The sequence below is a fragment of the Pseudomonas sp. H2_D02 genome (assembly GCF_054677635.1).
The window spans coordinates 5,666,141-5,688,881 of sequence record NZ_CP162816.1; the positions used below are offsets into that span (position 1 = coordinate 5,666,141).

Sequence of the window (22,741 nt, forward strand, 5' to 3'; positions counted from 1 at the left end):
GCTGCGACAGGATCAAAGGTTAAGCGTCCCGACGCCAGCTTCGTTAGTCGATTCCTGCCGACCCATTGCACAATCCTGCCCCTCGCCAACCCCGAATCCGGCCTCGACATGAGTTGAACAGCGGAAGTTGAAACAAAAGGTTTCAAGCAAGTTTCAACCGCGTTGTACAGTTCTGCAGGCGCCAGTCGTGCAGGATCAGGCAAGCTTTCAACAGGATGTGACTACCGCCGCGCCTTGCACAAACATAAGCTTTGTTACATCGCCCCTGTATTCGTTGAGGATTCCGGCATGTCGCCACTCGATCACGCCCACGTCCCGCTGGACACGTATCTGGAACAACAGCGCGCCGAACTGGCGTCGATCATCGACCGCAACACCAGCGAAGACGGCAGCTACGCCACGGCCATCGGCTCGTTGCATCTGTCGCGCCACAGCCAGCCGCACAAATTCGCCCCGGTGCTGGCGCAACCGGCCCTGTGCATCATGGCCCAAGGCAGCAAGCAGGTGCGGCTGGCGGATGAATTGTTCAACTACGATCCGCTGCATTACCTGGTGGTCTCGGTGTCGATGCCGTTGAGCGGTTGCATCGCCAACGTCTCGCCGGAGCAGCCGATCCTGGCGCTGCGCCTGGACATCGACCCGGCGGAAATCACCGCTCTGATCGCCGATGCCGGCCCCCTCGGCGTGCCGACTCGCCCGGCCGGTCGCGGCCTGTATGTCGAACGCCTGGACACGCCGATGCTCGATGCGGTGCTGCGCCTGGCGCGCCTGCTCGATGCGCCGAAGGACATCGCCATGCTCGCGCCCCTGGTGCGCCGGGAAATCCTTTATCGCCTGTTGCGCAGCCCGCAAGGCTATCGGCTGTATGAAATCGCCATCGCCAATAGCCAGAGCCATCGCATCAGCCAGGCGATCAAATGGCTCAACGGCCATTTCGAACAGCCGTTGCGCATCGATGACCTCGCTCGGGAAGTGAACCTCAGCGTCTCGACCTTGCATCATCGGTTCAAGGCCATGACCGCCATGAGCCCGCTGCAATACCAGAAGCAACTGCGCTTGCAGGAAGCCCGCCGGCTGATGCTGGCCGAAGGGCTGGAAGCGTCGGCGGCGGGTTATCGGGTGGGGTATGAAAGCCCGTCGCAGTTCAGCCGTGAGTACAGCCGGTTGTTTGGCGCGCCGCCGTTGCGGGATCTGGCGCGGTTGCGGATGACTGTTTGATCCAGACTTTGTGCTGACTGGGCCGGCCTCATCGTCGGATCGCCGCCCGGAGCAAGCTCGCTCCCACAGTTGATCGGTTGTGAATAGAGAATTTGTGTTCGCTGAAGATCTCCTGTGGGAGCGGGCTTGCCCGCGAAAGCGCCAGTCAAGACAACTCATCTCTCAGGACGATGAGCTCAGGTCCCCAGCAACCGACACGCCTGCGCCGAGCACGGTCACCGACACCGGCTGCCCAATGCCCAGGTCCATGCCCTGGCACGGCGTGTTCAGCGCCGTGAACGAGACGCCGGAACATTCCACCGTGGTCTCGATCGTCGCGCCGATGTCCCGCACGAACAGCACTTTTCCGAGCAAGCGGTTACCCGCCGAGGCCTGGGGCGATGACAGCTGCACGTCTTCGGGACGCACCAGCAACTTGATCCTTTCCCCTGGGTTGACGCCAAGGCTGGCCGGTACTTCCAGCGTGTCCCCGCCCGGCAGCCCGACCCGCCCGTTGCCCAGGGAAGTCGCGGGAAAGATATTGCCGAAACCGATGAAATCAGCGACGAATTCATTGGCCGGGTGCCGGTAGATCTCGATCGGCGTGCCGACCTGCTGCACGCGATGCTCGCCCAACACCACGACGATGTCGGCCATGGTCATGGCTTCGCGCTGGTCATGGGTCACCAGGATGGTGGTGATGTTCAGGCGCTGTTGCAGTTGACGGATTTCCACTTGCATCGACTCGCGCAACTTGGCGTCCAAGGCCGACAGCGGTTCGTCCAGCAACAGGATTTTCGGGCGGGCGGCGATGGCCCGGGCAATCGCCACGCGTTGGCGCTGGCCGCCGGAGAGTTTCGCCACCGGCCGGTCGATCATTGCCTGGAGCTGGATCAGCTCCAGCAACTCCACCACCCGCGCCTGTTGCTCGGCCTTGCCCACGCCTCGCAGTTTCAGCGGATAGGCAATGTTCTCGCCGACGGTCATGTGCGGGAACAGCGCCAGCGACTGGAACACCATGCCGAAGTTGCGCAGGTGCGCCGGGGTGTGGCCGATGTCTTCGCCGTCCAGGCGGATTTCGCCGCCGCTGAGGCTTTCCAGGCCGGCGATCATGCGCAGCAGGGTGGTCTTGCCACAGCCCGAAGGCCCGAGGAAACACACCAGCTTGCCCTCGGGCAGATGCAGGTTCACGTCCCTGACCGCGCAGGCCGAGCCGTAGTGTTTCTCGACGTTTTCCAGTATCAGTCCAGTCATGTCTTCACCTCGAAATCAAAAGGAAACGCCGCCCTCGCCCACCAGTTTCTCCAACGCCCAGATCAGCACGAAGTCGATCAGCACGATGAGCACGGCAAACGAAAAAACGGTGGGGTCCAGCGACGACACGGTGCGGCTGTACATCCAGATCGGCACGGTCATGACATCGATGGTGTAGAGGAAATAGGTCACGGTGAATTCGTTGAACGAGACGATGAACGCCAGCAGCATCCCGGCGAGAATCCCCGACTTCATCAACGGCACCACCACGTCGACGATCGCTCGTCGCGGTGTTGCCCCGAGCATACGGGCGGCCTCTTCGACTTCGCTGCCGATGCCGAGCATGGCGGCGGTGCAGTTCTTCACCACGAACGGCAGGGCGAGGATCACGTGGGCAATCACCAGCCGCGAGGTGGTCATCTGGAACGGCAGGCTGTCGAACACCAGCAGCAACGCCAACCCGAGCACCACCATGGGAAACACCAGCGGCAGCGACATCAGCTGCAGCGCCACGGCCTTGCCACGGAACTCGCAACGGGTCAGGGCGTAGGCCGTGCGGCACGGCGATCAGCGTGGCGAAGATCATCGTCAGGCAGGCCACCAACAGGCTGGTGCCCATGGCCTGGCCCAGGCTCAGCACATCGCTGGCGTCCGGCGAGACGAAGGTGTGCCAGGCCGCCCGATACCATTGCAGGCTGTAGCTGCTCGGTGGAAAGTCCAGGTTCGCCGCCCCGCTGAAGGACATGACGATCATGGTCAGGATCGGCAGCACCGCCAGCAGCAGGATGAAACCTGACAGCAGCCCCGCCACGCGTCCGGTTTCACCGGGCAACAACGCCTGGCGTTTTTTACTCGTTACGCTCATTGCGAAGCCTCCAGCATCCGCCGACGACGGCCAGTGAAATACTCGGAAAGGGTCATGATCAGCAGCGTGGTGACGATCAACACCACACCGGCGGCAGAAGCGGCGGGCCAGTTCATCAGCGGAGCAATCTGATCGTGGACCATCACCGCCAGCATCGGCACCCGTCGACCACCCAACAACAGCGGCACGACAAAGCTGCTGGCGTTGTAGGCAAACACCAATGTCGCGCCGGTAATGATTCCCGGCAGACTCATCGGCAGCACCACTTGGCGGAATACCTGGGAACGGCTGGCGCCGAGGGTGGCGGCGGCCTCTTCGTAACTGCGGGCCACACCGCGCATGGCACTGGCGATGGGCAAAACGGCCAGCGGAAATGCGGTCTGGACCAGGCCCATCAGCACACCGTTCTGGTTGTAAAGCAACATGATCGGCCGCTTGATCAAGCCCAGGCCCATCAGCGCCTGGTTGAGCATGCCGGCAGGACCGAGGATCACCAGCCAGCCATAGCTTTGCAGCAACAGGTTGACCAGCAACGGCAACAGCACCGCCGCCAGGAACACCCGTCGCAACAACGGCGAGGCCAGGCGCGACATGGTGTAGGCCACGGGAATCGCCAGCAGCACGGCGATCACCGCGCTGATAAGCGCCAGTCGCAAGGTCAGCAGCAGGGACTTGAGGTAATAAGGCTCCAGCAACTGCCCGTAGCTGGCGAGGCTGAAGCCGCTCCATTCCGCGCCCTTGGTGCCGACGCTCATGCGCAGCACCAACAGGCTGGCAGCGATCAGCACACCGAGAAACAGCATCGACGGCGAAAGAAAGAACCACGCGCGCGCAGTCGGCGAAAGACCGCGCCGAGAACGCGCCGGCGCGGCGCTTAGCGGATGGATCAACGGTTGGTGTTCCATGGCAAGGTCTCGTCAGTGGAAAACGACAGAACAAAAAATCTTCAAATACCCAGTTCCTTGTGGGAGCGAGCTTGCTCGCGAAGATAGCGGCACAGCCAACATCCCCATCAACTGACCCTCCGCTTTCGCGAGCAAGCCCGCTCCCACACTGGATTTCGGTTGCTCACAAATCCGGCATACACCCCCGATTCCCTGTGGGAGCGAGCTTGCTCGCGATGACGGCGGCACAGCCAACATCCTCGTCAACTGACCCTCCGCTTTCGCGAGCAAGCTCGCTCCCACACTGGATTTCGGTTGCTCACAAATCCGGCATACACCCCCGATTCCCTGTGGGAGCGAGCTTGCTCGCGATGACGGCGGCACAGCCAACATCCTCGTCAACTGACCCTCCGCTTTCGCGAGCAAGCTCGCTCCCACACTGGATTTCGGTTGCTCACAAATCCGGCATACACCCCCGATTCCCTGTGGGAGCGAGCTTGCTCGCGATGACGGCGGCACAGCCAACATCCTCGTCAACTGACCCTCCGCTTTCGCGAGCAAGCTCGCTCCCACACTGGATTTCGGTTGCTCACAAATCCGGCATACACCCCCGATTCCCTGTGGGAGCGAGCCTGCTCGCGAAGACGTCAGCACCGTCAACGTCTCCAGCAACTGAACCACCGCTATCGCGAGCAAGCTCGCTCCCACACCAGGGAAATTCAGGAAGAGAAGATTTCCGTGTACCGGCGGATCCACTGGTCATGCACCGTCGCCAGGAAGGCGTTGTCGTGCATGATTGCCTTGTCGGCGATTTGCTCGGGCGTGAGGATGTACGGGCTCTTGCGCGCTTCGGCAGAGATGATGGCCTTGGCGTTGACCGGGCCGTTGAAGATGTCCTCGGCCATCTTGCCCTGCACCAGCGGGTCGAGGGAGTGGTCGATGAAGGCGTAGGCCAGGTCGGTATCGCCTGGGCGATTTTTCGGCATGACCGAGAGCATCAGGTCGGTGTAGAAACCTTCCTTCATGCCGAACGTCGCGCCAAGGCCATAGGCCGGATCGCGGATCTGCTTGGGGAAGAACGCCGGCGCGTACAACCCGCCCATGTCCAGGGAACCGGTGCGGAACAGTTCGGCGATCTGGTTGGGGTTTTCCCCCAGGGTCATCACCCGATCCTTGAGCTCGGCGAGCTTCTTGAACCCAGGTTCGATGTTGTGTTCGTCACCGCCGGCCAGTTTCGCGGCGATGATGATCAGGTCCATGGCCTCGGTCCAGTTCGGCGGCGGCAGGAAGATATTCGGCGCCAACTCCCCATCCCAAAGCGCGGCGTAGCTGTCCGGCGCCTGTTTCAAGGTGCGAGTGCTGTAGACCAGGCTGTTGCACCACAACAGATAACCGATGCCGTGGCCGCCTGCGCCCGTGCGGTATTGCGCCGGCACATCGACCAGGTTGGGAATGCGATTAAGATCAGGTTTTTCCAGCAACCCGGCGGCGGCCAGGCCTTCGGCGCCGACGCCCGCGAGCGTGATGATATCGTACTGCGGGCGGTCGCCACCGGCCTTGAGCTTGGCGACCATTTCCGAGGTGCTGCCGGTGCGGTCGGCGATGACCTTGGCCCCGGTCTTGGCCTCGAACGTCGCGGCGATATTGCGCAGTGCGGCCAACCCGGTGTCATCGGACCAGGTCAACAGGCGCAGGGTCTTGCCGACAAACCGCGTGTCGCTGGCCCGGGCGCTGATGAAAGGCACGCTCATGGCGGCCGCCGCGACCGACACCACACTCGCGGTCTTGATGAATTGACGTCTGTTCAGATCATGCTCGCCCATGGAGGACTCCCTTTGTTCTTCTAGGTATGAGGTGGGTAAAACCTGTAGCGCCCGCACCGTTCAACGACGGCCAAAGCCCCGTATTGCAAGGGCTTCGCCGCTGTCTGCGGCCATCCTGAGGTTGTGCAAAATCCCTGACTATCGAAAAAAACTCATTGAAGCCATGTCCGTGGCGCATGCCTTTTTTCGAGGCATGCATGACCGAATAACGGGCCGTCAGACGGCCCGGATCACATGCTTGATTTCCTGGAACGCCGCCAGTCCCCAAGGGCCTAATTCACGGCCCAGGCTGCTCTGCTTGTAACCGCCCCAAGCGGCCTGGGGAAAAATCACTTGCGGTGCGTTGATCCACACCAGCCCGGCCTGCAAGGCATCGGCGACCTTCCCGGCCGCCTCGGCATCGCGGCTGACCACACTGGCGACCAGGCCGAAACGACTGTCGTTGGCCAGGGCAATTGCCTCCGCTTGGGAGCTGAAACTGCGTACACACAGCACCGGCCCAAAAATCTCTTCACACCACAACGCACTGTCCAGGGGCACGTTGGTGAAGAGAGTCGGCTGTAAAAAAAAGCCGCGCGACAGATGCGCAGGTCGCTGACCACCGCACACCAGCGTCGCCCCAGCGCTCAAGCCGCGGTCGATGTGTCCCAGCACCCGCTGGTATTGCGCCTGGTTGACCAGCGCGCCCATTTCCACGTCCGGGTCAAACGGATCGGCTACGCGAATCGCCTCGGCGCGCGCCTTGAGCCGTTGCAGGAATTCATCGGCCAGCTCATCCGCCACCAACACCCGAGTGGTGGCCGAACACATCTGCCCGGCATTGAAGAAACCACCGCCGCAGGCCAGCTCCACCGCCAGGTCCAAGTCCGCGTCGGCCAGTACCAGCAAGGACGATTTGCCCCCCAGTTCCAGGCTCACGCCCTTCACCGTTTCCGCCGCCCGTTGCATCACTTGCACGCCCACCGCGTTGCTGCCGGTGAAGGAAATCTTCGCCACCCGCGGGTCCGACGCCAGCGGCGCACCAACGGCCAGGCCCGTGCCACAGACCAGGTTGAACACGCCATCGGGCAAGCCGCATCCGGCGATGATCGAGGCCAGTTCCAGCTCCGGCAACGGCGTGACTTCCGAAGGCTTGAGCACCACGCAGCAGCCGGCGGCCAGGGCCGGGGCGAGTTTCCAGGCGGTGGTGACCATCGGGAAATTCCACGGCACGATCAAGCCGACCACGCCGCAGGGTTCGCGGCGGATGCGTGCGCTGAAATCATCGCTGGGCAACGCCAATGGGCTGTCCTGGCGGACGTCCAGTTCTTCGGCCAACCCGGCGTAATACTCGAAGGTCGCGACCACATCGTCGACATCGATGGCTGCTTCGAAAAGCGGCTTGCCGTTGTTGCTCGATTGCACATGCATCAGCCGCTCACGAGCACCCCGCACGCCGGCAGCGATACGGCGCAGCAACGCGCCGCGCTCGGCACCCGAGGTGCTTGACCATGGGCCGAATGCCTGGGTAGCGGCCGCCAAGGCTTGATCAACGGCATGCTCGGCGCCGCTATATACCGTGGTCAGCAGTGCCTCGGTCGCCGGGTTGATCACTCGCAACGGTTGATCGCCCGCCAACCATTCGCCATTGATGTACAGCCCGTCTTGCGTCGTAGGGAAATTCATTTCGCCACCTGCGCCATCCAGTTTGCCTGGTCGATTTCAATCAACGTCGGACCCTGCCGGTCGCAAGCGGCGAGTAAAGCGGTATGCAGTTGCGCCACGCCATCGACAGCTTCGGCAACGCAGCCCAAGGCCTTGGCGACACCAATGAAATCCGGCGTGTAGATGTCCACGCCCACCGGCTCGATGGCGCGGTTGACCATGTATTTCTTGATCTCTTCGTAGCCTTGGTTATTCCACAGCAACACGATCACTGGCGTGCGCGCTTCCACGGCGCTGGCCAGTTCCGGCAGGGTGAACTGCAAGCCGCCATCGCCGATCAGGCACACCACGGGCGGGCGACCATGACCGTTGTCGACACCGCCAAGCCAGGCACCGATCGCCGCCGGCAACGCGTAGCCGAGCGTGCCGTAGCCCGTGGACGAATTGAACCAGCGGCGCGGGCGTTCGGGATTGAAGGTGAGGTTGCCGGTGTAGACCGGCTGGGTGGAATCGCCGACGAAAACCGCTTCGGGCAATGCCTGCAAGACGGTGTCGAGGAACAGGGACTGGGCGCGGGTCGGAGCGTCCCATTGCTGATCGAGTTCAGTCCGCAGCCGTTCGACACGAACCGCGCCCCAATGGTCGTCGCCCGCGCCGGACACGCGACGGTTCAATGCATCGAGCAATGCCTGGGCGGCACTGCGGGCGTCGGCCACCAGCGCCAGTTTTGGCGGGTAGTTGCGTACGGTCTGGTCGGGGTCAATGTCGATGCGCAACAACGCGCCGGGAATCTCGAAGCCACCGGCGAAAGTGACGTCGTAATCGGTCTCGGCCAGCTCGGTGCCGATCGCCAGCACCACGTCGGCTTCGGCCACTAGCGCACGGGTGGCGACCAGGCTCTGGGTAGAGCCGATCAGCAACGGATGGCGCGACGGCAGCAGGCCCTTGGCATTGATGGTCAACGCCACGGGAGCGCCGAGGCGTTCGGCCAGTTCGGTCAATTCAGCCCCGGCGTCCAGCGCCCCGCCTCCGGCAAGAATCAACGGCCGCCGCGCCGTCGCCAGCAGGGCTGCCATTTGCTCCACCGCACTGGGCGCGGCCCCGGCACGGCTGATATTCACCGGCGTGCTGCCAAGCAAGTCATCGGCCTCCTCCACGAGCACATCCAACGGTATCTCGATGTGCACCGGTCGCGGCCGCCCGGCCTGGAACAACGCAAAGGCCCGGGCCAGCAGGGCCGGCAATTCGCCGGCCGACATCAGCGTATGGGAAAACGCCGCCACACCGCCCACCAGCGCGCCCTGGTTCGGCAGTTCATGGAGCTTGCCGCGCCCGCCGCCCAACTGGCTGCGCGACTGCACGCTGGAGATCACCAGCATGGGGATCGAATCGGCGTAGGCCTGGCCCATGGCGGTGGTGATGTTGGTCATGCCAGGACCGGTGATGATGAAGCACACGCCCGGCTTGCCACTGACCCGGGCGTAACCGTCGGCCATGAAACCGGCGCCCTGCTCATGGCGCGGCGTCACATGGCGGATGCTCGAGCGCGCCAGCCCGCGGTACAACTCGACCGTGTGCACGCCGGGAATGCCGAACACCTGCTCCACGCCATAGCCTTCGAGTAACTTGACCAATACTTCGCCGCACGTCGCCATTGCCATTGCCTTTTTCTTGTCTTCAAAAGAGCCCCGCACGTCACCAGGCGGGCCCCTTTTGTTCTGAGGGAATGGCGTTATTGGAACGGTCAGGCCGTAGCGGCAACAATGGATAAAAAGTCATACTAGCCATGTCCTCACGTCATGGCTTGGATCCCAAATGAAACGCCTCCCACCGCTGCCGACGCTGCACACGTTTCTAATCACGGCCCAATGCTGCAACTTCACCCGCGCCGCCGAACAACTGCACATCACCCAGGGCGCGGTGAGCCGGCAGATCGCCGGGCTGGAGGATCATTTGGGTTATGCGCTGTTCCAGCGCCAGGCACGCGGCTTGAGCCTGACCGCCGAGGGCCAGGCGTGGCTGCCTCGGGTGCAGCAGGTGTTCAGCCTGATCGGCGAAGCGGTCGAGCAGATCGGCGAGAAGCGCCAGACCCTCCAGCTCAAGGCCCCGACCTGTGTGATGCGCTGGCTGCTGCCGCGCCTGTTGCAATGGCAGAAGGAGCGCCCGGACGTGCCGGTGGAACTGACCACCACGGTCCGCCACGGCGTGGATTTCCAGCGTGAGGCGTTCGACGCGGCGGTGGTCTACGGCCCGCCGCCCGACGCCTCGCTTGACTGTCTGCACTTGTTCGATGAACAGCTGACACCGGTGTGCTCGCGCCCCTTGCTGGAAGGTCCGGTCCCCTTGGATTCACCCATCGATCTGCAACAACATTTGCTCCTGCACCCCACCGCCGACGAGCGCGACTGGAATGCCTGGCTGGCGGCGGCCGACGTGCACCTGAGCAACGTCAGCAAGGGCCAGCATTTCGAAACCCTGGACCTGGCGATGTCCATGGCCTCCCAAGGCACGGGCGTGGCGATTGGCGACTGGTCGCTGATCGGCGAAGACCTCAGCGCCGGCCGGCTGGTGATGCCGTTCGATTTGAAGGTCAGGACGGGGTTGGGTTATCACCTGGTGTACCCGCGCAAACCCGAGGTGTCGGGGCCGTTGCAGGAATTGATGGGGTGGTTGGTGGCGCAGGCCCGGGCGCGCTGAGGGTTCTTTTGTGGCGAGGGAGGCCTCGGTTAATCAAAGCAGATTCGGCGCCTGCGCCGGCTCGATCTGCGCCCAGTGCGAGGTGTCTTCGCGATGCTGCTGCAGATACGGCAACACCGCCCCCAGCAACGGTTCCTTGAAGGCTTCCTGAAAGCGATGGGCCAGGCCCGGGATCAGCTTCAACTGGCTGCCGCGGATATGCGCCGCGAGGTGCACGCCATGCATCACCGGCAACAACGGATCGGCAGTGCCGTGGACGACCAGGGTCGGCACCTGCAGTTGGTTCAGCAGCGCCACCCGGCTCGGCTCGGCCATGATCGCCATGATCTGGCGCTTCACACCCTCGGGGTTGAAGGCCCGGTCGTAGGCGACCGCCGCCTGGTGCAGCAGGACCTGCCGATCATCCACCACCATCGGGCTGCCCAGCGCAGCGAGCAAGTCGGCCTGCTGCTCCAGCGCCACCTCGCGATTCGGTGCGCTGCGCCGCGATAACAATTGCACCAGGGTTTCACTGGGCGCCGGCAAGCCTTGCGCGCCTGAAGTGGTCATGATCAACGTCAGGCTCTCGACCCGCTGGGGCGCCATGGCGGCCATGTGCTGGGCGATCATGCCGCCCATGCTGACGCCCAATACATGGAAGCTTTGCACGTGCAGAGCGTCCATCAAGCCCAGGCCATCGGCGGCCATGTCTGTCAGTGAATAAGGCGCCGCCACGGGCAGGCCGAGTTTGTAGCGCAAGGCCTCGAACGTCAGGTTGGCGCTGCCGGGCGCCTGGCGCCAGGCGGACAGGCCGACGTCGCGGTTGTCATAGCGGATCACCCGGAAACCTTGTTCGCATAGCGCGACCACCACTTCGTCCGGCCAGTGGATCAACTGCCCGCCCAAGCCCATCACCAACAACAGCGCCGGGTCGGAGGCACGCCCGATGCTCTGGTACGCCAGGCTTACCTGGTCCAGGTCGACCCGTTGGGTCGCGACATTGACATCACAACGAGAAGCCGCCAACGACGGCAAGCCGCACAACAACGCGGCCAGGAAAATGAATACACGCATGAAGAAACACCAAAACGCAGAACCCCAGTAGAGCGCGAGTCTGATGAAGTTTGTTCAAGCGCGCTGCCACAGTTGCGTGACAGTTTGATGAAGATTGCCGAGTGGTTATCTGAAGCCATGATCACCCGTGGCGAGGGAGCTTGCTCCCGCTGGGCTGCGTAGCAGCCCTTTGGGTTTGTCTGACGCACCGTGGTGGCGGGGAGATGTTCTGGGGTTGCTGCGCAACCCAGCGGGAGCAAGCTCCCTCGCCACGGGGGCGGTGGTGGTTCAGGCAACCTGCCCCCGCAACTGCCGCGCTGCCGCCACCATGTTCACCAGCGCCGCTTCCGTCTCCGGCCATGCCCGGGTCTTCAGCCCGCAATCGGGGTTGACCCACAACCGTTCGGCGGGGATGCGCTGCACGGCCTTGCGCATCAGCGCCACCATTTCGGCGGTGTCCGGCACCCTCGGCGAGTGGATGTCGTAGACGCCCGGGCCGATGTCGTTGGGGTAGTCGAACGCCTCGAATGCATCGAGCAGTTCCATGTCCGAACGCGAGGTTTCGACGGTGATGACATCGGCGTCCATGTCGGCGATGGCCTTGATCACGTCGTTGAATTCGCTGTAGCACATGTGGGTGTGAATCTGGGTTTCATCGCTCACGCCCGAGGCGCTCAGGCGGAACGCTTCCACGGCCCAATCGAGGTATTCCTGCCATTGCCCGCGCCGCAGCGGCAAGCCTTCGCGAAAGGCCGCTTCGTCGATTTGCACAATAGCGATCCCGGCTTTTTCCAGGTCCAGCACCTCGTCGCGCAAGGCCAGGGCCAACTGTCGGGCCTGGGTCTTGCGTGACACGTCCTCCCGGGGGAACGACCACATCAACATGGTCACGGGGCCGGTGAGCATGCCTTTCATGGGTTTGTCGGTGAGACCTTGCGCGTAGCGAATCCAATCGACCGTCATCGCCTCGGGCCGGCTGATGTCACCAAAGATGATCGCCGGTTTCACACACCGCGAGCCGTAGCTCTGTACCCAGCCAAAACGGGTGAAAGCGTAGCCGTCCAGTTGCTCGGCGAAGTATTCGACCATGTCGTTGCGCTCGGCTTCACCGTGCACCAGCACGTCCAGGCCCAGGCGTTCCTGGATCTGCACCGCGTGGCGGATCTCGGTGTGCATCGCGTCCTGGTAATCGTTGGCCGACAGCGTGCCTTGCTTGTAGGCCTGGCGCGCCAGACGAATCGCCGGTGTCTGTGGGAAGGAGCCAATGGAGGTGGTGGGAAACGCTGGCAGCTGGAGCCGCACACGCTGTTGCTCGATGCGCTTGGCAAACGGCGAGCGCCGTTGGCTGTCCTGTGGCCGGATCGCCGCCAGACGCTCCTGGACGTGGGGTTTATGGATACGCGCCGAGGCCGCGCGGCGGGCCTGTACTGCTCGGCTGTGGATCAACGCCTGCTGTACGCCAGGCGCCTGCGGATCGTTCAGCGCATCGCGCAACACCGCGACTTCGCCGCACTTCTGCACGGCGAACGCCAGCCAGCTCTTGAGTTCGGGATCGAGTTTGTCTTCGCGCTCCAGATCCACCGGGCTGTGCAGCAGCGAGCAGGACGTGCTGACCCACAGGTTATCGCCGAAGCGTTCCTGGGCCGGTCGCAACTGCGCCAGCGCCTGCTCCAACTCACAACGCCAGACGTTGCGACCGTTGACCAGGCCCACCGAGAGAATCTTGTAGGTCGGCAGGCGGTCCAGCACTTGCCCCAATTGTTCCGGGGCGCGCACCGCGTCGATGTGCAAGCCGTCCACCGGCAGGCTCACCGCCAGGCCGAGGTTGTCTTCCAGGCCACTGAAATAGGTCGCCACCAGTTTTTTCAGCGGCGAGTACTGGAGGATGTGATAAGCGCGCTCGAAGGCGCTTTTCCAGGCCAGTGGCAGGTCAAGGGTAAGAATCGGCTCATCGATCTGCACCCACTCCACGCCTTGGGCCTTGAGGCGATTGAGGATCTCACCGTAGACCGGCAGCAGGCGCTCCAGCAGGTCGAGCTTGTCGAAGTCGTCGCCCTTGGCCTTGCCCAGCCACAGGTAAGTCAGCGGGCCGATGATCACCGGTTTGACCCGATGCCCGAGGGCGTGGGCTTCGTCGACTTCGTCGAACAGCTGCTCCCAGCTCAGGGCGAAGGTCTGGTCGGCGGAAAACTCCGGGACCAGGTAGTGATAGTTGGTATCGAACCACTTGGTCAGCTCCTGGGCGTACGGCGCCTGACCGTGACCGGCGCCGCAGCAACGGGTCGTGGCGCCACGGGCCATGGCGAACAAGGTGTCGAGCGTCGGCTTGCCCTGATCATCCAAGGTGCCGTGGAAACGTGGCGGGACGGCGCCCAGCGTCAAGCTGTGGCTGAGCACTTGGTCGTACCAGGCAAAGTCGCCCACCGGCAGCAGGTCGATGCCGGCGTCTTTCTGCAATTGCCAGTGCCGGGCCCGCAATTCACGCCCAACGGCTTGCAAAGCGGTCGGGGCCAGGTCGCCTTTCCAATAGGCTTCGAGGGCTTTCTTCAGTTCACGGTCGGCGCCGATGCGGGGAAAACCGAGGGTATGGGCCAGGGCCATGGTGAATGTCCTTCTGTAAAAGATGGCGCCATTGTCGACAGCCAGCCCCACATGAGACAAACTCAACCTTTTCGTGTTGATCACAAGTTTTATTCATGGAGCAATCCCGGTGCTTGAACTCCGTCATCTGAAGACGCTGCATGCCTTGCGCGAAGCCGACAGCCTGGTGGAAGCCGCCGAACGCTTGCACCTGACCCAATCCGCGCTGTCCCACCAATTCAAGGAATTGGAAGAGCGCCTGGGCATGCAGTTGTTCGTGCGCAAGACCAAACCGGTCCGTTTCACCAGTGCCGGCCTGCGCCTGCTGCAACTGGCCGACGCCGCCTTGCCGCTGCTGCGCAGCGCCGAACGGGACATTGCACGGCTGGCAGGCGGCACCGCCGGACGCCTACACATGGCCATCGAATGCCATAGCTGCTTCCAGTGGCTGATGCCGACCATCGACCAGTTCCGCGATGCCTGGCCCGAAGTCGAACTCGATCTCGCCTCGGGCTTTGCCTTCGCCCCGCTGCCGGCCCTGGCCCGTGGCGACCTGGACCTGGTGGTGACCTCCGACCCGCTGGAACTTGCTGGCATCACCTACGTGCCGCTGTTCACCTACGAAGCGATGCTCGCCGTTGCCAACCAGCATCGGCTGGCAGGCAAGCCGTACATCGTGCCCGAAGACTTGATCAGCGAAACCTTGATCACGTATCCGGTGGAGCGCGATCGCCTGGACATCTTCACTCGGTTCCTCGAACCAGCCGACATCGAACCGGCCCAGGTCCGCACCTCCGAGCTGACGGTGATGATGATGCAACTGGTCGCCAGCGGCCGAGGCGTCTGCGGCATGCCGCATTGGGCGCTGCATGAATACAGCTCGCGGGGCTACGTGAAGGCCAAGCGGCTGGGGGAGAAAGGCTTGTTCGCCACGCTCTACGCGGCGGTGCGGACCGACATGCTGGATGCGCCGTATATGCGCGATTTCCTGCTGACGGCGAAAGACACATCGTTTTCCACCCTCGACGGTGTCAGCGCGGTGCGCTGATCGCTTTTGTGCTGAATGCCTTTGTGGCGAGGGAGCTTGCTCCCGCTTGGGCGCGAAGCGGCCACACGAAAGGTCTGCTGCGCCCGAAGCGTCGGACCGGCCCAGCGGGAGCAAGCTCCCTCGCCACAAAAAGCTCCATCACTCAAATCTTCGGTGAGTTCAGAGCTCAAGCCACATATGGACCTTGTCGAGGTATTCGTCCCCCACGCGGATCGCCATCGGCTCAAGGCCATACAGCACGAAACCGCAGCGTTGGTAGAGCTTGATCGCCGGCTCGTTGCCGGCGGTGACGGTCAGTTGCACGAGGCGCAGGAAGGCATGGCGACGGGCTTCGTCGAGGGCGGCCTGCATCAGGCGTTCACCCAACCCGGTGTGACGATGGGGCTCGACGACGTACATGCCAAACAACGTCGCCTTGTGCCGGGCCTTCAGCCGGGGCTCCAGGGCCAGGCCGACGATACCGACCAGTTCATCCGCCACGAACGCGCCGAGGATCACTTCGAGCCGGCTGGTCAGGCGCGATTCCCACCAATTGATGGGCAGCGCCGCTCGTTCGCTGGCGCTGGAGGTGAAGGCCTGTGGATGAAATTCATAAGCCTGGAGCATCAACTCGCGATAGCCCTCGGCATCACCTGCCTTCAGCCGTCGGATGCTCACGCCGAACGCCGTTGCTCAAGCATCAGTCGCAGGGCCAGCGCACCGAGCACAAAGCCCATGAAATAGCGTTGCGCCGCCAGCCAGGTCGGGTTGTGGACGAACCACGAGGCAATCCCGGCGGCGAACAGCGCGATCAGCAGGTTGACACTGAAACTCACGCTGATCTGCGTCAGCCCGAGGATGATGCTCTGGGTGAACAGCGAACCGTGTTCCGGGCTGATGAACTGCGGGAACACCGACAGGTAGAACACCGCGATCTTCGGGTTCAGGGCGCTAGTGAGAAAGCCCATCGTGATCAGCTTGCGGGTCGAGTCAGCCGGCAATTGCTGGGCCTGAAACGGCGAACGCGCGCCGGGTTTCACGGCTTGCCAGGCCAGCCACAACAGGTACAGCGCACCGGCCCATTTCAGCACTTCATAGGCCATGGGCACCGCCAGGAACACCGCCGTCAGCCCCGCCGCAGCGGCAAACATGTGCACGAAGAAGCCCGCCACCACTCCGAGCAAAGAAGTGACGCCGGCCTTGCGGCCCTGGCAGATCGAACGGGAAATCAGGTAGATCATGTTCGGGCCGGGCGTGAGCACCATCAACAACGCGGCGGCGGCGAAAATCAGCAGGTCCGGCAATGGAATCATGGGTATCAGTCCTTGAGTCTTGGATCAGCAGGTCGCGAGGCAAGTGGCACGATAAAACGGCAGGATCACCTCGGTTGTCAACGGCGCCAGGAAAAGATCAATGTCGCCAATCGTGTCGACCCAGCAGATTTCTTCGATCTCAGCGGCGGGAAAAACCGGGGCGTCGATGTCCAGCAAAAAAACTTCGGCCTGCACGATGAACCCCGGCTCATTGGCAGCCGGCGCACTGAACTGCCCCAGATGACGGGCCTGCTCCGGATCGATCTTGAGCCCAAGTTCTTCGTCCAATTCCCGAGCCAGGGCCTGGACCGGTTGCTCATGGGCTTCGATCTTGCCACCCGGCTGCATGAAGGCCAGGGTTCCGCGCTTGCGCACCAGCAGGGTTCGGCCGTCCGGGCCGATGAGCAGGGCGGCGGCGATGCGGATCAGGGGGGTGGTCATGTTTTACAGAACCTCAGGCGGAAAATGCCGGGGAGACTACAGATCGCGGCGGCGGGGAGCAAAGCCTGGCGCCATTCCACAACCCACCGCAGTCCTTTGTGGGAGCGAGCTTGCTCGCGATAGCGGTGTGTCAGTCGAAAAATATCTGACTGATACTCCGCTATCGCGAGCAAGCTCGCTCCCACAGGGGAACCGAATCGCCTGTCAGACTTTCATCACCCCAACATCGGCTTCGGCGCCGAAGGGTCCGACTCTTCTTCCGGAATCTTGACGAACACGCTGTACCGCGCCCCTTCCATCGCTTCGAAAGCGATGAGCTTTTCGATCAGCGGGCCGCTCATGACCTTGCCGGCGTTGAGCAGCAGCATGCCGTTGTCGGCGTTGAGGTTGCGCGCCAGGACCATGCCGGCCGCCAGCTCGCGGGTGGTCACGACCTTCACCGTCGGGTCGGACAGGGTCACGTCTTCCAGGTATTCGGCACACGCCTTGATGAAGTCCTCGACCAGGTCCGGGTCGTACAACTTGCCGGCGTATTTGCGGATGTAGACCAGCGCTTCGTCGCTGTTCATCTGCCGTTCCAGGATCAACCCGCGCTGCAACTCGATGAAATCCACCGCCAGCTTCAGCAGCCGCGAGCCGAACGGAATGGCCTCGCCGCGCAGGTGATCGGGGAAACCGCTGCCGTCCCAACGCTCCTGGTGATGAAGGATGATCCGCGCCGCGTCCTTCATCGGGTCGAGCGTCATCAGCAGCGATTCGCTCTGCTTCGGATAGGCGCGGTACAGCTCCAGTTCGCTGTGGTGCAGCATGTCGGCAGGCGTGACCATCATGTTGTCGGTCCAGCTCAGCTTGCCGATGTTGTAGAGCGCCCCGGCCATGGTCAGGTCGCGGTCGGTGGATTCGTCGAGGAAGTTGAGCCGGCTATAGACCCGGAGCAGCTCGATGATCTGCCGGTTGGTCTGCTTGGCCTTGGGCAGGCGCAGGTTGGCGATCAGCGAGAACACTTCGGTGCCGGTTACGTAGCTGCGCTTGAGCTCTTCATAGGCCAGGTCGAGCATGTCGGCGGTCTGCTGCAGCTCGGAAGTGCGCGACGCCACGCGTTTTTCCAGCGTGGCGTTGAGGGTCTTGAGTTGCTGGTTCTGCTCGCGGTTCAGGGCTTCGAGGCGCTGGCGCTCGCTTTCCGAATGCTGGTGGGCCAGGGCCTGACGCAGGGCCTGCACCAGCTCCTCATCGTTCCAGGGCTTGCTGAGGTAGCGATAGAGCTGCCCCTCGTTGATCGCCTTGGTCATCATGTCCACGTCGGCATAACCGGTGAGCAGGATGCGTAACGTCGAGGGATACAGCTTGCGGATTTCTGACAGCAGCGTGGCACCGTCCATATTGGGCATGCGCGCGTCGGTCATGACCAGGTCGACTGGCCGCTCCTTGAGGATCTCCAGCGCCTTGGCGCCGCTGTCGGCCAGCAGGATTTCATACGGCTGGCTGCGCAACAGCCGACGCAGGCTGTTGAGGATCGATTCTTCGTCATCGACCAACAACACCGTCGGCTTCGTAACCGGAACGTTCGACGATTGATCTTCCATTGATATCCCCTCCCCATTGACGACCACCGTTCTACATCACCCCTGAGAGACAGGCTAGTAGATCGCGAATATTTAGACACAATTCGCCATCACTCACCTCGCGCTTCCGATGAGCCGACTATGCTGTACCCCATGAAGGGCCAAGTACAGGCCGAATACTCATGCTAGCGAAAGGGATATCCGATGTTCCCACGGTTCTGTAGTCCGCATTTCGACGGTGCACGGCCATGAGCCTGTCGTCGGAACGATCCAATCGGCGAATATTAATTGTCGACGACACGCAAACCATTCATGAGGATTTTCGAAAGATCCTCAGCCCCGACGCAGCCCCTGAAGACAACCTGAGCAGCGCTGAAGAAGCCTTGTTCGGCGCACCGGTGGCGGTTTCCAGCCAGAGTTTCGAACTCGACTCGGCGTTCCAGGGCATGGAAGCCCTGAACAAGGTCGAAACGGCCCTGGCCCAGGGCAAGCCCTTCGCCATGGCCTTTATCGACATGCGCATGCCGCCAGGTTGGGACGGCCTCGAAACCATCGAGCGGCTGTGGCGCGTCGACCCCAAGCTGCAAGTGGCGCTGTGCACGGCTTATTCGGATTATTCCTGGGAAGACATCGCCGATCGCCTCGAATTGGGCGACCGGCTGCTGATCCTGAAGAAACCCTTCGATGCCATCGAAATCCGCCAGATGGCCAGCACCCTGACCGTCAAATGGCAGATGACCGAAGACGCCGCGCTGAAAATGGACATGCTCGAACGGGCCGTGGAAGAACGCACCCGGGAGCTGGCCGACGCCAACATCATCGTGCAGAACAGCCCGACCATCCTTTATCGCCTGCGCGGCGAACCGCCGTTCCCACTGATGTACATCTCCCACAACATCACCAAGTTCGGCCATGTCGCGGCGCAACTGATCGACTCGCCGGACTGGGCACAAATCCTGATCCATCCCGACGACCAGGCCAAGGTCGACGAAGCCATGGTCCGCGTGCTGGACCGCGACAACGCCGGCGCCTCCATCGAATTTCGCATGCGCACCGGCGACGGCACGTTCCGCTGGGTCGAGAACCGCTACATTCCGGTGCGCAATGAGCAAGGCCTGCTGCTGGAAGTCGAAGGCATCATCCTCGACATCACCGAGCGCAAGCTGGCCGAGGAGAAGATCGCCCTGCTGGCGCGCACCGATGGCCTGACCGGGCTGGCCAACCGCGCCACCATGATCGAGCGCCTGCACCAGGCCTTCGCCGCGGCACGCCGGGGCGCGGCGCCGTTCGCGATGTTCTACCTGGACCTGGACCACTTCAAGCGCATCAACGACACCCTCGGCCACCCGATCGGCGACCTGCTGTTGCAGGAAGTCGCCGCGCGCATCAAGGCCTGTACCCGGGAGAACGATGTGGTCGCGCGCCTGGGCGGCGACGAATTCGCCATCCTGCAACTGGACGTCCACGAAGCGACCCACTGCGCCGCGCTGGCGGCGAAGATCCGCGACACGCTGGTGGCGCCCTATTCCCTGGACGGCAATGACGTGCGCATTTCCGTGAGCATCGGCATCAGCCTGTACACCTCGCAGAGCCCGAGTGCCGACAGCCTGATGGCGCAATCCGACATGGCCCTCTATCGCTCCAAGGAAAAGGGCCGCAACCAGTATCACTTCCACAACGAGGAAATTAACCAGGAAGTGACCGACCGGGTCGCCCTGGCCAATGACCTGCGCCAGGCCATCGAGAATAACGAGCTTCAACTGCACTACCTGCCGGAAGTCGACCTTGGCACCGGCAAGATCCTCGGCATGGGCGTGCAGGTGCGCTGGAACCATCCCGAACGCGGCTGGCTCGAACCGGCGGCGTTCATGCCCGCCGCCGAGAAAACCGGGATCATCATCGGCCTCGGCCACTGGGTACTCGACCAGGCCTGCCAACAGATGCGCCAATGGCGCGACCAGGGCATGGCGCCGCCGGTGATCGCCATCGACCTGTCCCTGACCCAGCTCAAGACCGGCCCCGAGCTGATTTACGACGTACTGCGCACCACCGCACGCTGGGAGCTGGCGCCCTGGGACCTGCGCTTCGACGTCACCGAAGCGACCCTGGCCCAGACCAAATGGACCCACAACGACGTGTTGCCACGCCTGTGCGAACTGGGCGTGCAGGTCGCCATCGATGATTTCGGCACCGAGTATTCGTCGTTCGATTACCTGAAGACGTACCGGGTCAACCATCTCAAGCTCGCCCAGCGGTTTCTCGACAGCGCCAGTGACGACCCGGAAAACGCCTCGACCTTGCGCGCGATCCTTAATTTCGCCCGGGACGTGGGCATCGGCATCATTGCCGAAGGTGTCGAGACCCAGGAGCAACGCACCACACTGATGTCCAGCGGCGGCTCGATGCAGGCCCAGGGACATTATTTCAGCACCGTGGTGGACAGCGGCCAGGCCGCCGAACTGCTCAAGGCCGGGACCATCATTCCCGTGGCGGATCACTGGACCCGGCCGGCCAGCCAGCTATCGGAGAGCAATCCATGAACCCCATGTCGGTACCCGCCAACCGGCGAATCCTCGTGGTGGACGACACACCCGCCATTCACCAGGACTTTCGCAAGATCCTCAGCCCCAGCGCCGGCAATGACGACTCGCTGGACGACACCGAGAGCCTGTTGTTCGGCACGCCCCAGGTCAATCGATTGCAGTTCCAGATCGACTCGGCCTACCAGGGCGAAGAGGCGCTGGAGCTGGTCAAGCGCGCCCAGGCCGAAGGCCAGCCTTATGCGCTGGTGTTCGCCGACATGCGCATGCCGCCGGGCTGGGACGGCCTGCAAACCATCGAACAACTCTGGAAAGCCGACCCGCGCCTGCAGATCGCCCTGTGCACGGCGTTTTCCGACTATTCGTGGGAAACCATGTCCGAACGCATCGAGTTCGACGACCAGTTGTTGATCCTCAAGAAGCCGTTCGACACCCTGGAAATCCGCCAGATGGCCAGTGCCATGACTTGGAAATGGCAACTGGCGCAGGACGCGGCCCGGAAGATGCGCACCCTGGAACGGACGATCGAAGAGCGGGTCCAGGAATTGCTCAAGGTGTCCCACCTGCTGCAATACGACGTGCTCACCGAACTGCCCAACAGCATGCTGCTCGGTGATCGCCTGACCCAGGCCCTGGCCCAATGCCGCCGCCATGATCGGCAACTGGCGGTGATGTTCATCGGCCTCGACCGTTTCAAGCGTATCAACAATGCGCTGGGGCACCCGGTGGGCGATGAAATGCTCAAGCGCGTGGCGCGAACGCTGGCAACCGTGGTGCGTGAGTCCGACTCGGTGTTTCGCTACGGTTCCGACGAGTTCGTGGTGATCCTGGGCGATATCACCGACCCGCAGATGACCAAGGGCGTGGCGGAAAAACTGCTGGCGGCGATCAACTCCCCGCACCCCATCGATGGCCACGATCTGACGGTCACGGCGAGCCTGGGCATCAGCGTGTATCCAGCCGACGGCTTCGACGCCGTGGCGCTGATCAAGAAAGCCGAGACGGCGATGCGCAACGTCAAGGAAAACGGCCCCAACGATTACCGTTTTTTCACCGAGGACATGAACCGCCGGGCGCGGCAGCAGCAGACCATCGAGTCCGGCCTGCGCCTGGCCCTGCAGCGCAAGGAGTTCGTACTGCATTACCAGCCCAAGCTCGACCTGGCGAGCGGCAAGGTGGTCGGCGTCGAGGCGCTGGTGCGCTGGAACCGGCCCGACCACGGTCTCGTCTACCCGTCGGATTTCATTCCGGTGGCCGAGGACAGCGGTCTGATTGTGCCGCTGAGCCAATGGGTGCTCCAGGAAGCCTGCCAGCAGGCGTGTCGCTGGCAGGCCGAGGGCATGCGGCCGCTGTACTTGTCGGTCAACGTCTCGGCCATCGATTTTCGCCAGCGCGGTTTCGTCGACGGCATCGCCCGCACCCTCAAGGAAACCGGCCTGGACCCGACACAGTTAGAACTGGAGATCACCGAAAGCGTGCTCATGCAGAACATCGACGCCACCGTTGCCACCCTCAAGGCCATCAAGCACCTGGGTATCCGGCTGGCGATCGATGACTTCGGCACCGGTTATTCAAGCCTGAGTTACTTGCAGAAATTTCCGGTGGACGTGCTGAAGATCGACCAGTCGTTCGTCGGTGACCTGAGCATCGACAGTAACGACGCCAAACTGGTGAGCACCATCATCAGCCTGGGCAAGAGCCTGAACCTGCACATCATCGCCGAAGGCGTAGAGACCCGGGACCAACTGGAATTCCTGAAGATCCACCAGTGCGAAGAGGTGCAGGGCTATTACTTCAGCAAGGCCGTGGAGCCGCAAGCGTTCAGCCAATGGATGGCCGAATGGGAACAACGCCCGAACCCGTTTTCGTAAGCGCCAGAGTT

The 22,741-nt window shown here is 62.8% G+C and carries 15 protein-coding genes and 2 pseudogenes; 5 read left to right on the top strand and 12 right to left on the bottom strand.

Annotated features, from left to right (window positions below; all coding sequences use genetic code 11):
• The first annotated feature begins 288 nt into the window (after positions 1-288).
• Positions 289-1,218: an AraC family transcriptional regulator gene (locus AB4N42_RS26015; RefSeq protein ID WP_030138440.1), complete on the top strand. Its 930-nt coding sequence runs from the start codon at positions 289-291 to the stop codon at positions 1,216-1,218.
• 176 nt (positions 1,219-1,394) lie between these two features.
• On the opposite strand, the pseudogene AB4N42_RS26020 reads toward AB4N42_RS26015, so the two are convergent.
• The 6 genes and pseudogenes from AB4N42_RS26020 to AB4N42_RS26045 all read right to left on the bottom strand — a co-directional run bounded on the left by AB4N42_RS26020 (position 1,395) and on the right by AB4N42_RS26045 (position 9,322).
• Positions 1,395-2,451 (bottom strand): annotated as a pseudogene (locus AB4N42_RS26020) (ABC transporter ATP-binding protein).
• A gap of 15 nt (positions 2,452-2,466) precedes the next feature.
• Positions 2,467-3,316, bottom strand: a pseudogene (locus AB4N42_RS26025) (ABC transporter permease).
• Positions 3,313-4,221, bottom strand: coding sequence for an ABC transporter permease (locus AB4N42_RS26030; protein ID WP_460115545.1), 909 nt, complete (start codon positions 4,219-4,221; stop codon positions 3,313-3,315). Before AB4N42_RS26030 ends, AB4N42_RS26025 begins: the two are co-directional and overlap by 4 nt.
• A gap of 698 nt (positions 4,222-4,919) precedes the next feature.
• A complete protein-coding gene (locus AB4N42_RS26035; protein WP_030138436.1) occupies positions 4,920-6,023 on the bottom strand; it encodes an extracellular solute-binding protein in 1,104 nt (367 codons plus the stop codon).
• A gap of 216 nt (positions 6,024-6,239) precedes the next feature.
• The gene (locus tag AB4N42_RS26040; RefSeq protein WP_460115546.1) at positions 6,240-7,688 is read right to left on the bottom strand and encodes an aldehyde dehydrogenase family protein; all 1,449 of its coding nucleotides are present in this window, start codon (positions 7,686-7,688) and stop codon (positions 6,240-6,242) included.
• Positions 7,685-9,322, bottom strand: coding sequence for a 5-guanidino-2-oxopentanoate decarboxylase (locus AB4N42_RS26045; RefSeq protein ID WP_460116419.1), 1,638 nt, complete (start codon positions 9,320-9,322; stop codon positions 7,685-7,687). Before AB4N42_RS26045 ends, AB4N42_RS26040 begins: the two co-directional genes overlap by 4 nt.
• A gap of 160 nt (positions 9,323-9,482) precedes the next feature.
• Here AB4N42_RS26045 and AB4N42_RS26050 point away from each other — a divergent pair, with 160 nt between their 5' ends.
• The gene (locus AB4N42_RS26050; protein WP_431146041.1) at positions 9,483-10,364 is read left to right on the top strand and encodes a LysR substrate-binding domain-containing protein; all 882 of its coding nucleotides are present in this window, start codon (positions 9,483-9,485) and stop codon (positions 10,362-10,364) included.
• Positions 10,365-10,397: 33 nt separating this feature from the next.
• Here the strand turns inward: AB4N42_RS26050 and AB4N42_RS26055 are convergent, their stop codons facing one another.
• Both AB4N42_RS26055 and metE read right to left on the bottom strand, forming a co-directional pair.
• Positions 10,398-11,417, bottom strand: a complete 1,020-nt coding sequence (locus AB4N42_RS26055) for an alpha/beta fold hydrolase (RefSeq protein ID WP_460115547.1) — start codon at positions 11,415-11,417, stop codon at positions 10,398-10,400.
• A gap of 267 nt (positions 11,418-11,684) precedes the next feature.
• Positions 11,685-13,997, bottom strand: coding sequence for a 5-methyltetrahydropteroyltriglutamate--homocysteine S-methyltransferase (gene metE, locus AB4N42_RS26060; protein ID WP_460115548.1), 2,313 nt, complete (start codon positions 13,995-13,997; stop codon positions 11,685-11,687).
• Positions 13,998-14,106: 109 nt separating this feature from the next.
• Between metE and metR the strand changes: the two genes are divergently transcribed.
• Positions 14,107-15,024, top strand: a complete 918-nt coding sequence (metR, locus tag AB4N42_RS26065; protein ID WP_060740854.1) for a transcriptional regulator MetR — start codon at positions 14,107-14,109, stop codon at positions 15,022-15,024.
• A 159-nt stretch (positions 15,025-15,183) separates the two neighbouring features.
• Here the strand turns inward: metR and AB4N42_RS26070 are convergent, their stop codons facing one another.
• From AB4N42_RS26070 to AB4N42_RS26085, 4 genes are all read right to left on the bottom strand, one after another.
• Positions 15,184-15,681, bottom strand: coding sequence for a GNAT family N-acetyltransferase (locus tag AB4N42_RS26070; RefSeq protein ID WP_217861341.1), 498 nt, complete (start codon positions 15,679-15,681; stop codon positions 15,184-15,186).
• Positions 15,678-16,316, bottom strand: a complete 639-nt coding sequence (locus tag AB4N42_RS26075) for a LysE family translocator (protein WP_047230397.1) — start codon at positions 16,314-16,316, stop codon at positions 15,678-15,680. Before AB4N42_RS26075 ends, AB4N42_RS26070 begins: the two co-directional genes overlap by 4 nt.
• A 24-nt stretch (positions 16,317-16,340) precedes the next feature.
• Positions 16,341-16,757, bottom strand: a complete 417-nt coding sequence (locus tag AB4N42_RS26080) for an NUDIX hydrolase (RefSeq protein WP_030138427.1) — start codon at positions 16,755-16,757, stop codon at positions 16,341-16,343.
• A 215-nt stretch (positions 16,758-16,972) separates the two neighbouring features.
• The gene (locus AB4N42_RS26085; RefSeq protein WP_460115549.1) at positions 16,973-18,340 is read right to left on the bottom strand and encodes an HD domain-containing phosphohydrolase; all 1,368 of its coding nucleotides are present in this window, start codon (positions 18,338-18,340) and stop codon (positions 16,973-16,975) included.
• Positions 18,341-18,567: 227 nt separating this feature from the next.
• Here AB4N42_RS26085 and AB4N42_RS26090 point away from each other — a divergent pair, with 227 nt between their 5' ends.
• Positions 18,568-20,859: an EAL domain-containing protein gene (locus tag AB4N42_RS26090; protein WP_460115550.1), complete on the top strand. Its 2,292-nt coding sequence runs from the start codon at positions 18,568-18,570 to the stop codon at positions 20,857-20,859.
• Entirely contained in the window at positions 20,856-22,730 is a 1,875-nt protein-coding gene (locus AB4N42_RS26095) for an EAL domain-containing protein (RefSeq protein WP_217861339.1), read from the top strand. Before AB4N42_RS26090 ends, AB4N42_RS26095 begins: the two co-directional genes overlap by 4 nt.
• Positions 22,731-22,741 lie beyond the last annotated feature (11 nt).

What these genes read in the sequence shown, in the direction of transcription:
- AB4N42_RS26015 (WP_030138440.1), top strand. Translation starts at nt 289, where the DNA reads ATGTCGCCACTCGATCACGCCCACGTCCCGCTGGACACGTATCTGGAA.
- AB4N42_RS26030 (WP_460115545.1), bottom strand. Translation starts at nt 4,221, where the DNA reads ATGGAACACCAACCGTTGATCCATCCGCTAAGCGCCGCGCCGGCGCGT.
- AB4N42_RS26035 (WP_030138436.1), bottom strand. Translation starts at nt 6,023, where the DNA reads ATGGGCGAGCATGATCTGAACAGACGTCAATTCATCAAGACCGCGAGT.
- AB4N42_RS26040 (WP_460115546.1), bottom strand. Translation starts at nt 7,688, where the DNA reads ATGAATTTCCCTACGACGCAAGACGGGCTGTACATCAATGGCGAATGG.
- AB4N42_RS26045 (WP_460116419.1), bottom strand. Translation starts at nt 9,322, where the DNA reads ATGGCGACGTGCGGCGAAGTATTGGTCAAGTTACTCGAAGGCTATGGC.
- AB4N42_RS26050 (WP_431146041.1), top strand. Translation starts at nt 9,483, where the DNA reads ATGAAACGCCTCCCACCGCTGCCGACGCTGCACACGTTTCTAATCACG.
- AB4N42_RS26055 (WP_460115547.1), bottom strand. Translation starts at nt 11,417, where the DNA reads ATGCGTGTATTCATTTTCCTGGCCGCGTTGTTGTGCGGCTTGCCGTCG.
- metE (WP_460115548.1), bottom strand. Translation starts at nt 13,997, where the DNA reads ATGGCCCTGGCCCATACCCTCGGTTTTCCCCGCATCGGCGCCGACCGT.
- AB4N42_RS26075 (WP_047230397.1), bottom strand. Translation starts at nt 16,316, where the DNA reads ATGATTCCATTGCCGGACCTGCTGATTTTCGCCGCCGCCGCGTTGTTG.
- AB4N42_RS26080 (WP_030138427.1), bottom strand. Translation starts at nt 16,757, where the DNA reads ATGACCACCCCCCTGATCCGCATCGCCGCCGCCCTGCTCATCGGCCCG.
- AB4N42_RS26085 (WP_460115549.1), bottom strand. Translation starts at nt 18,340, where the DNA reads ATGGAAGATCAATCGTCGAACGTTCCGGTTACGAAGCCGACGGTGTTG.
- AB4N42_RS26090 (WP_460115550.1), top strand. Translation starts at nt 18,568, where the DNA reads ATGAGCCTGTCGTCGGAACGATCCAATCGGCGAATATTAATTGTCGAC.
- AB4N42_RS26095 (WP_217861339.1), top strand. Translation starts at nt 20,856, where the DNA reads ATGAACCCCATGTCGGTACCCGCCAACCGGCGAATCCTCGTGGTGGAC.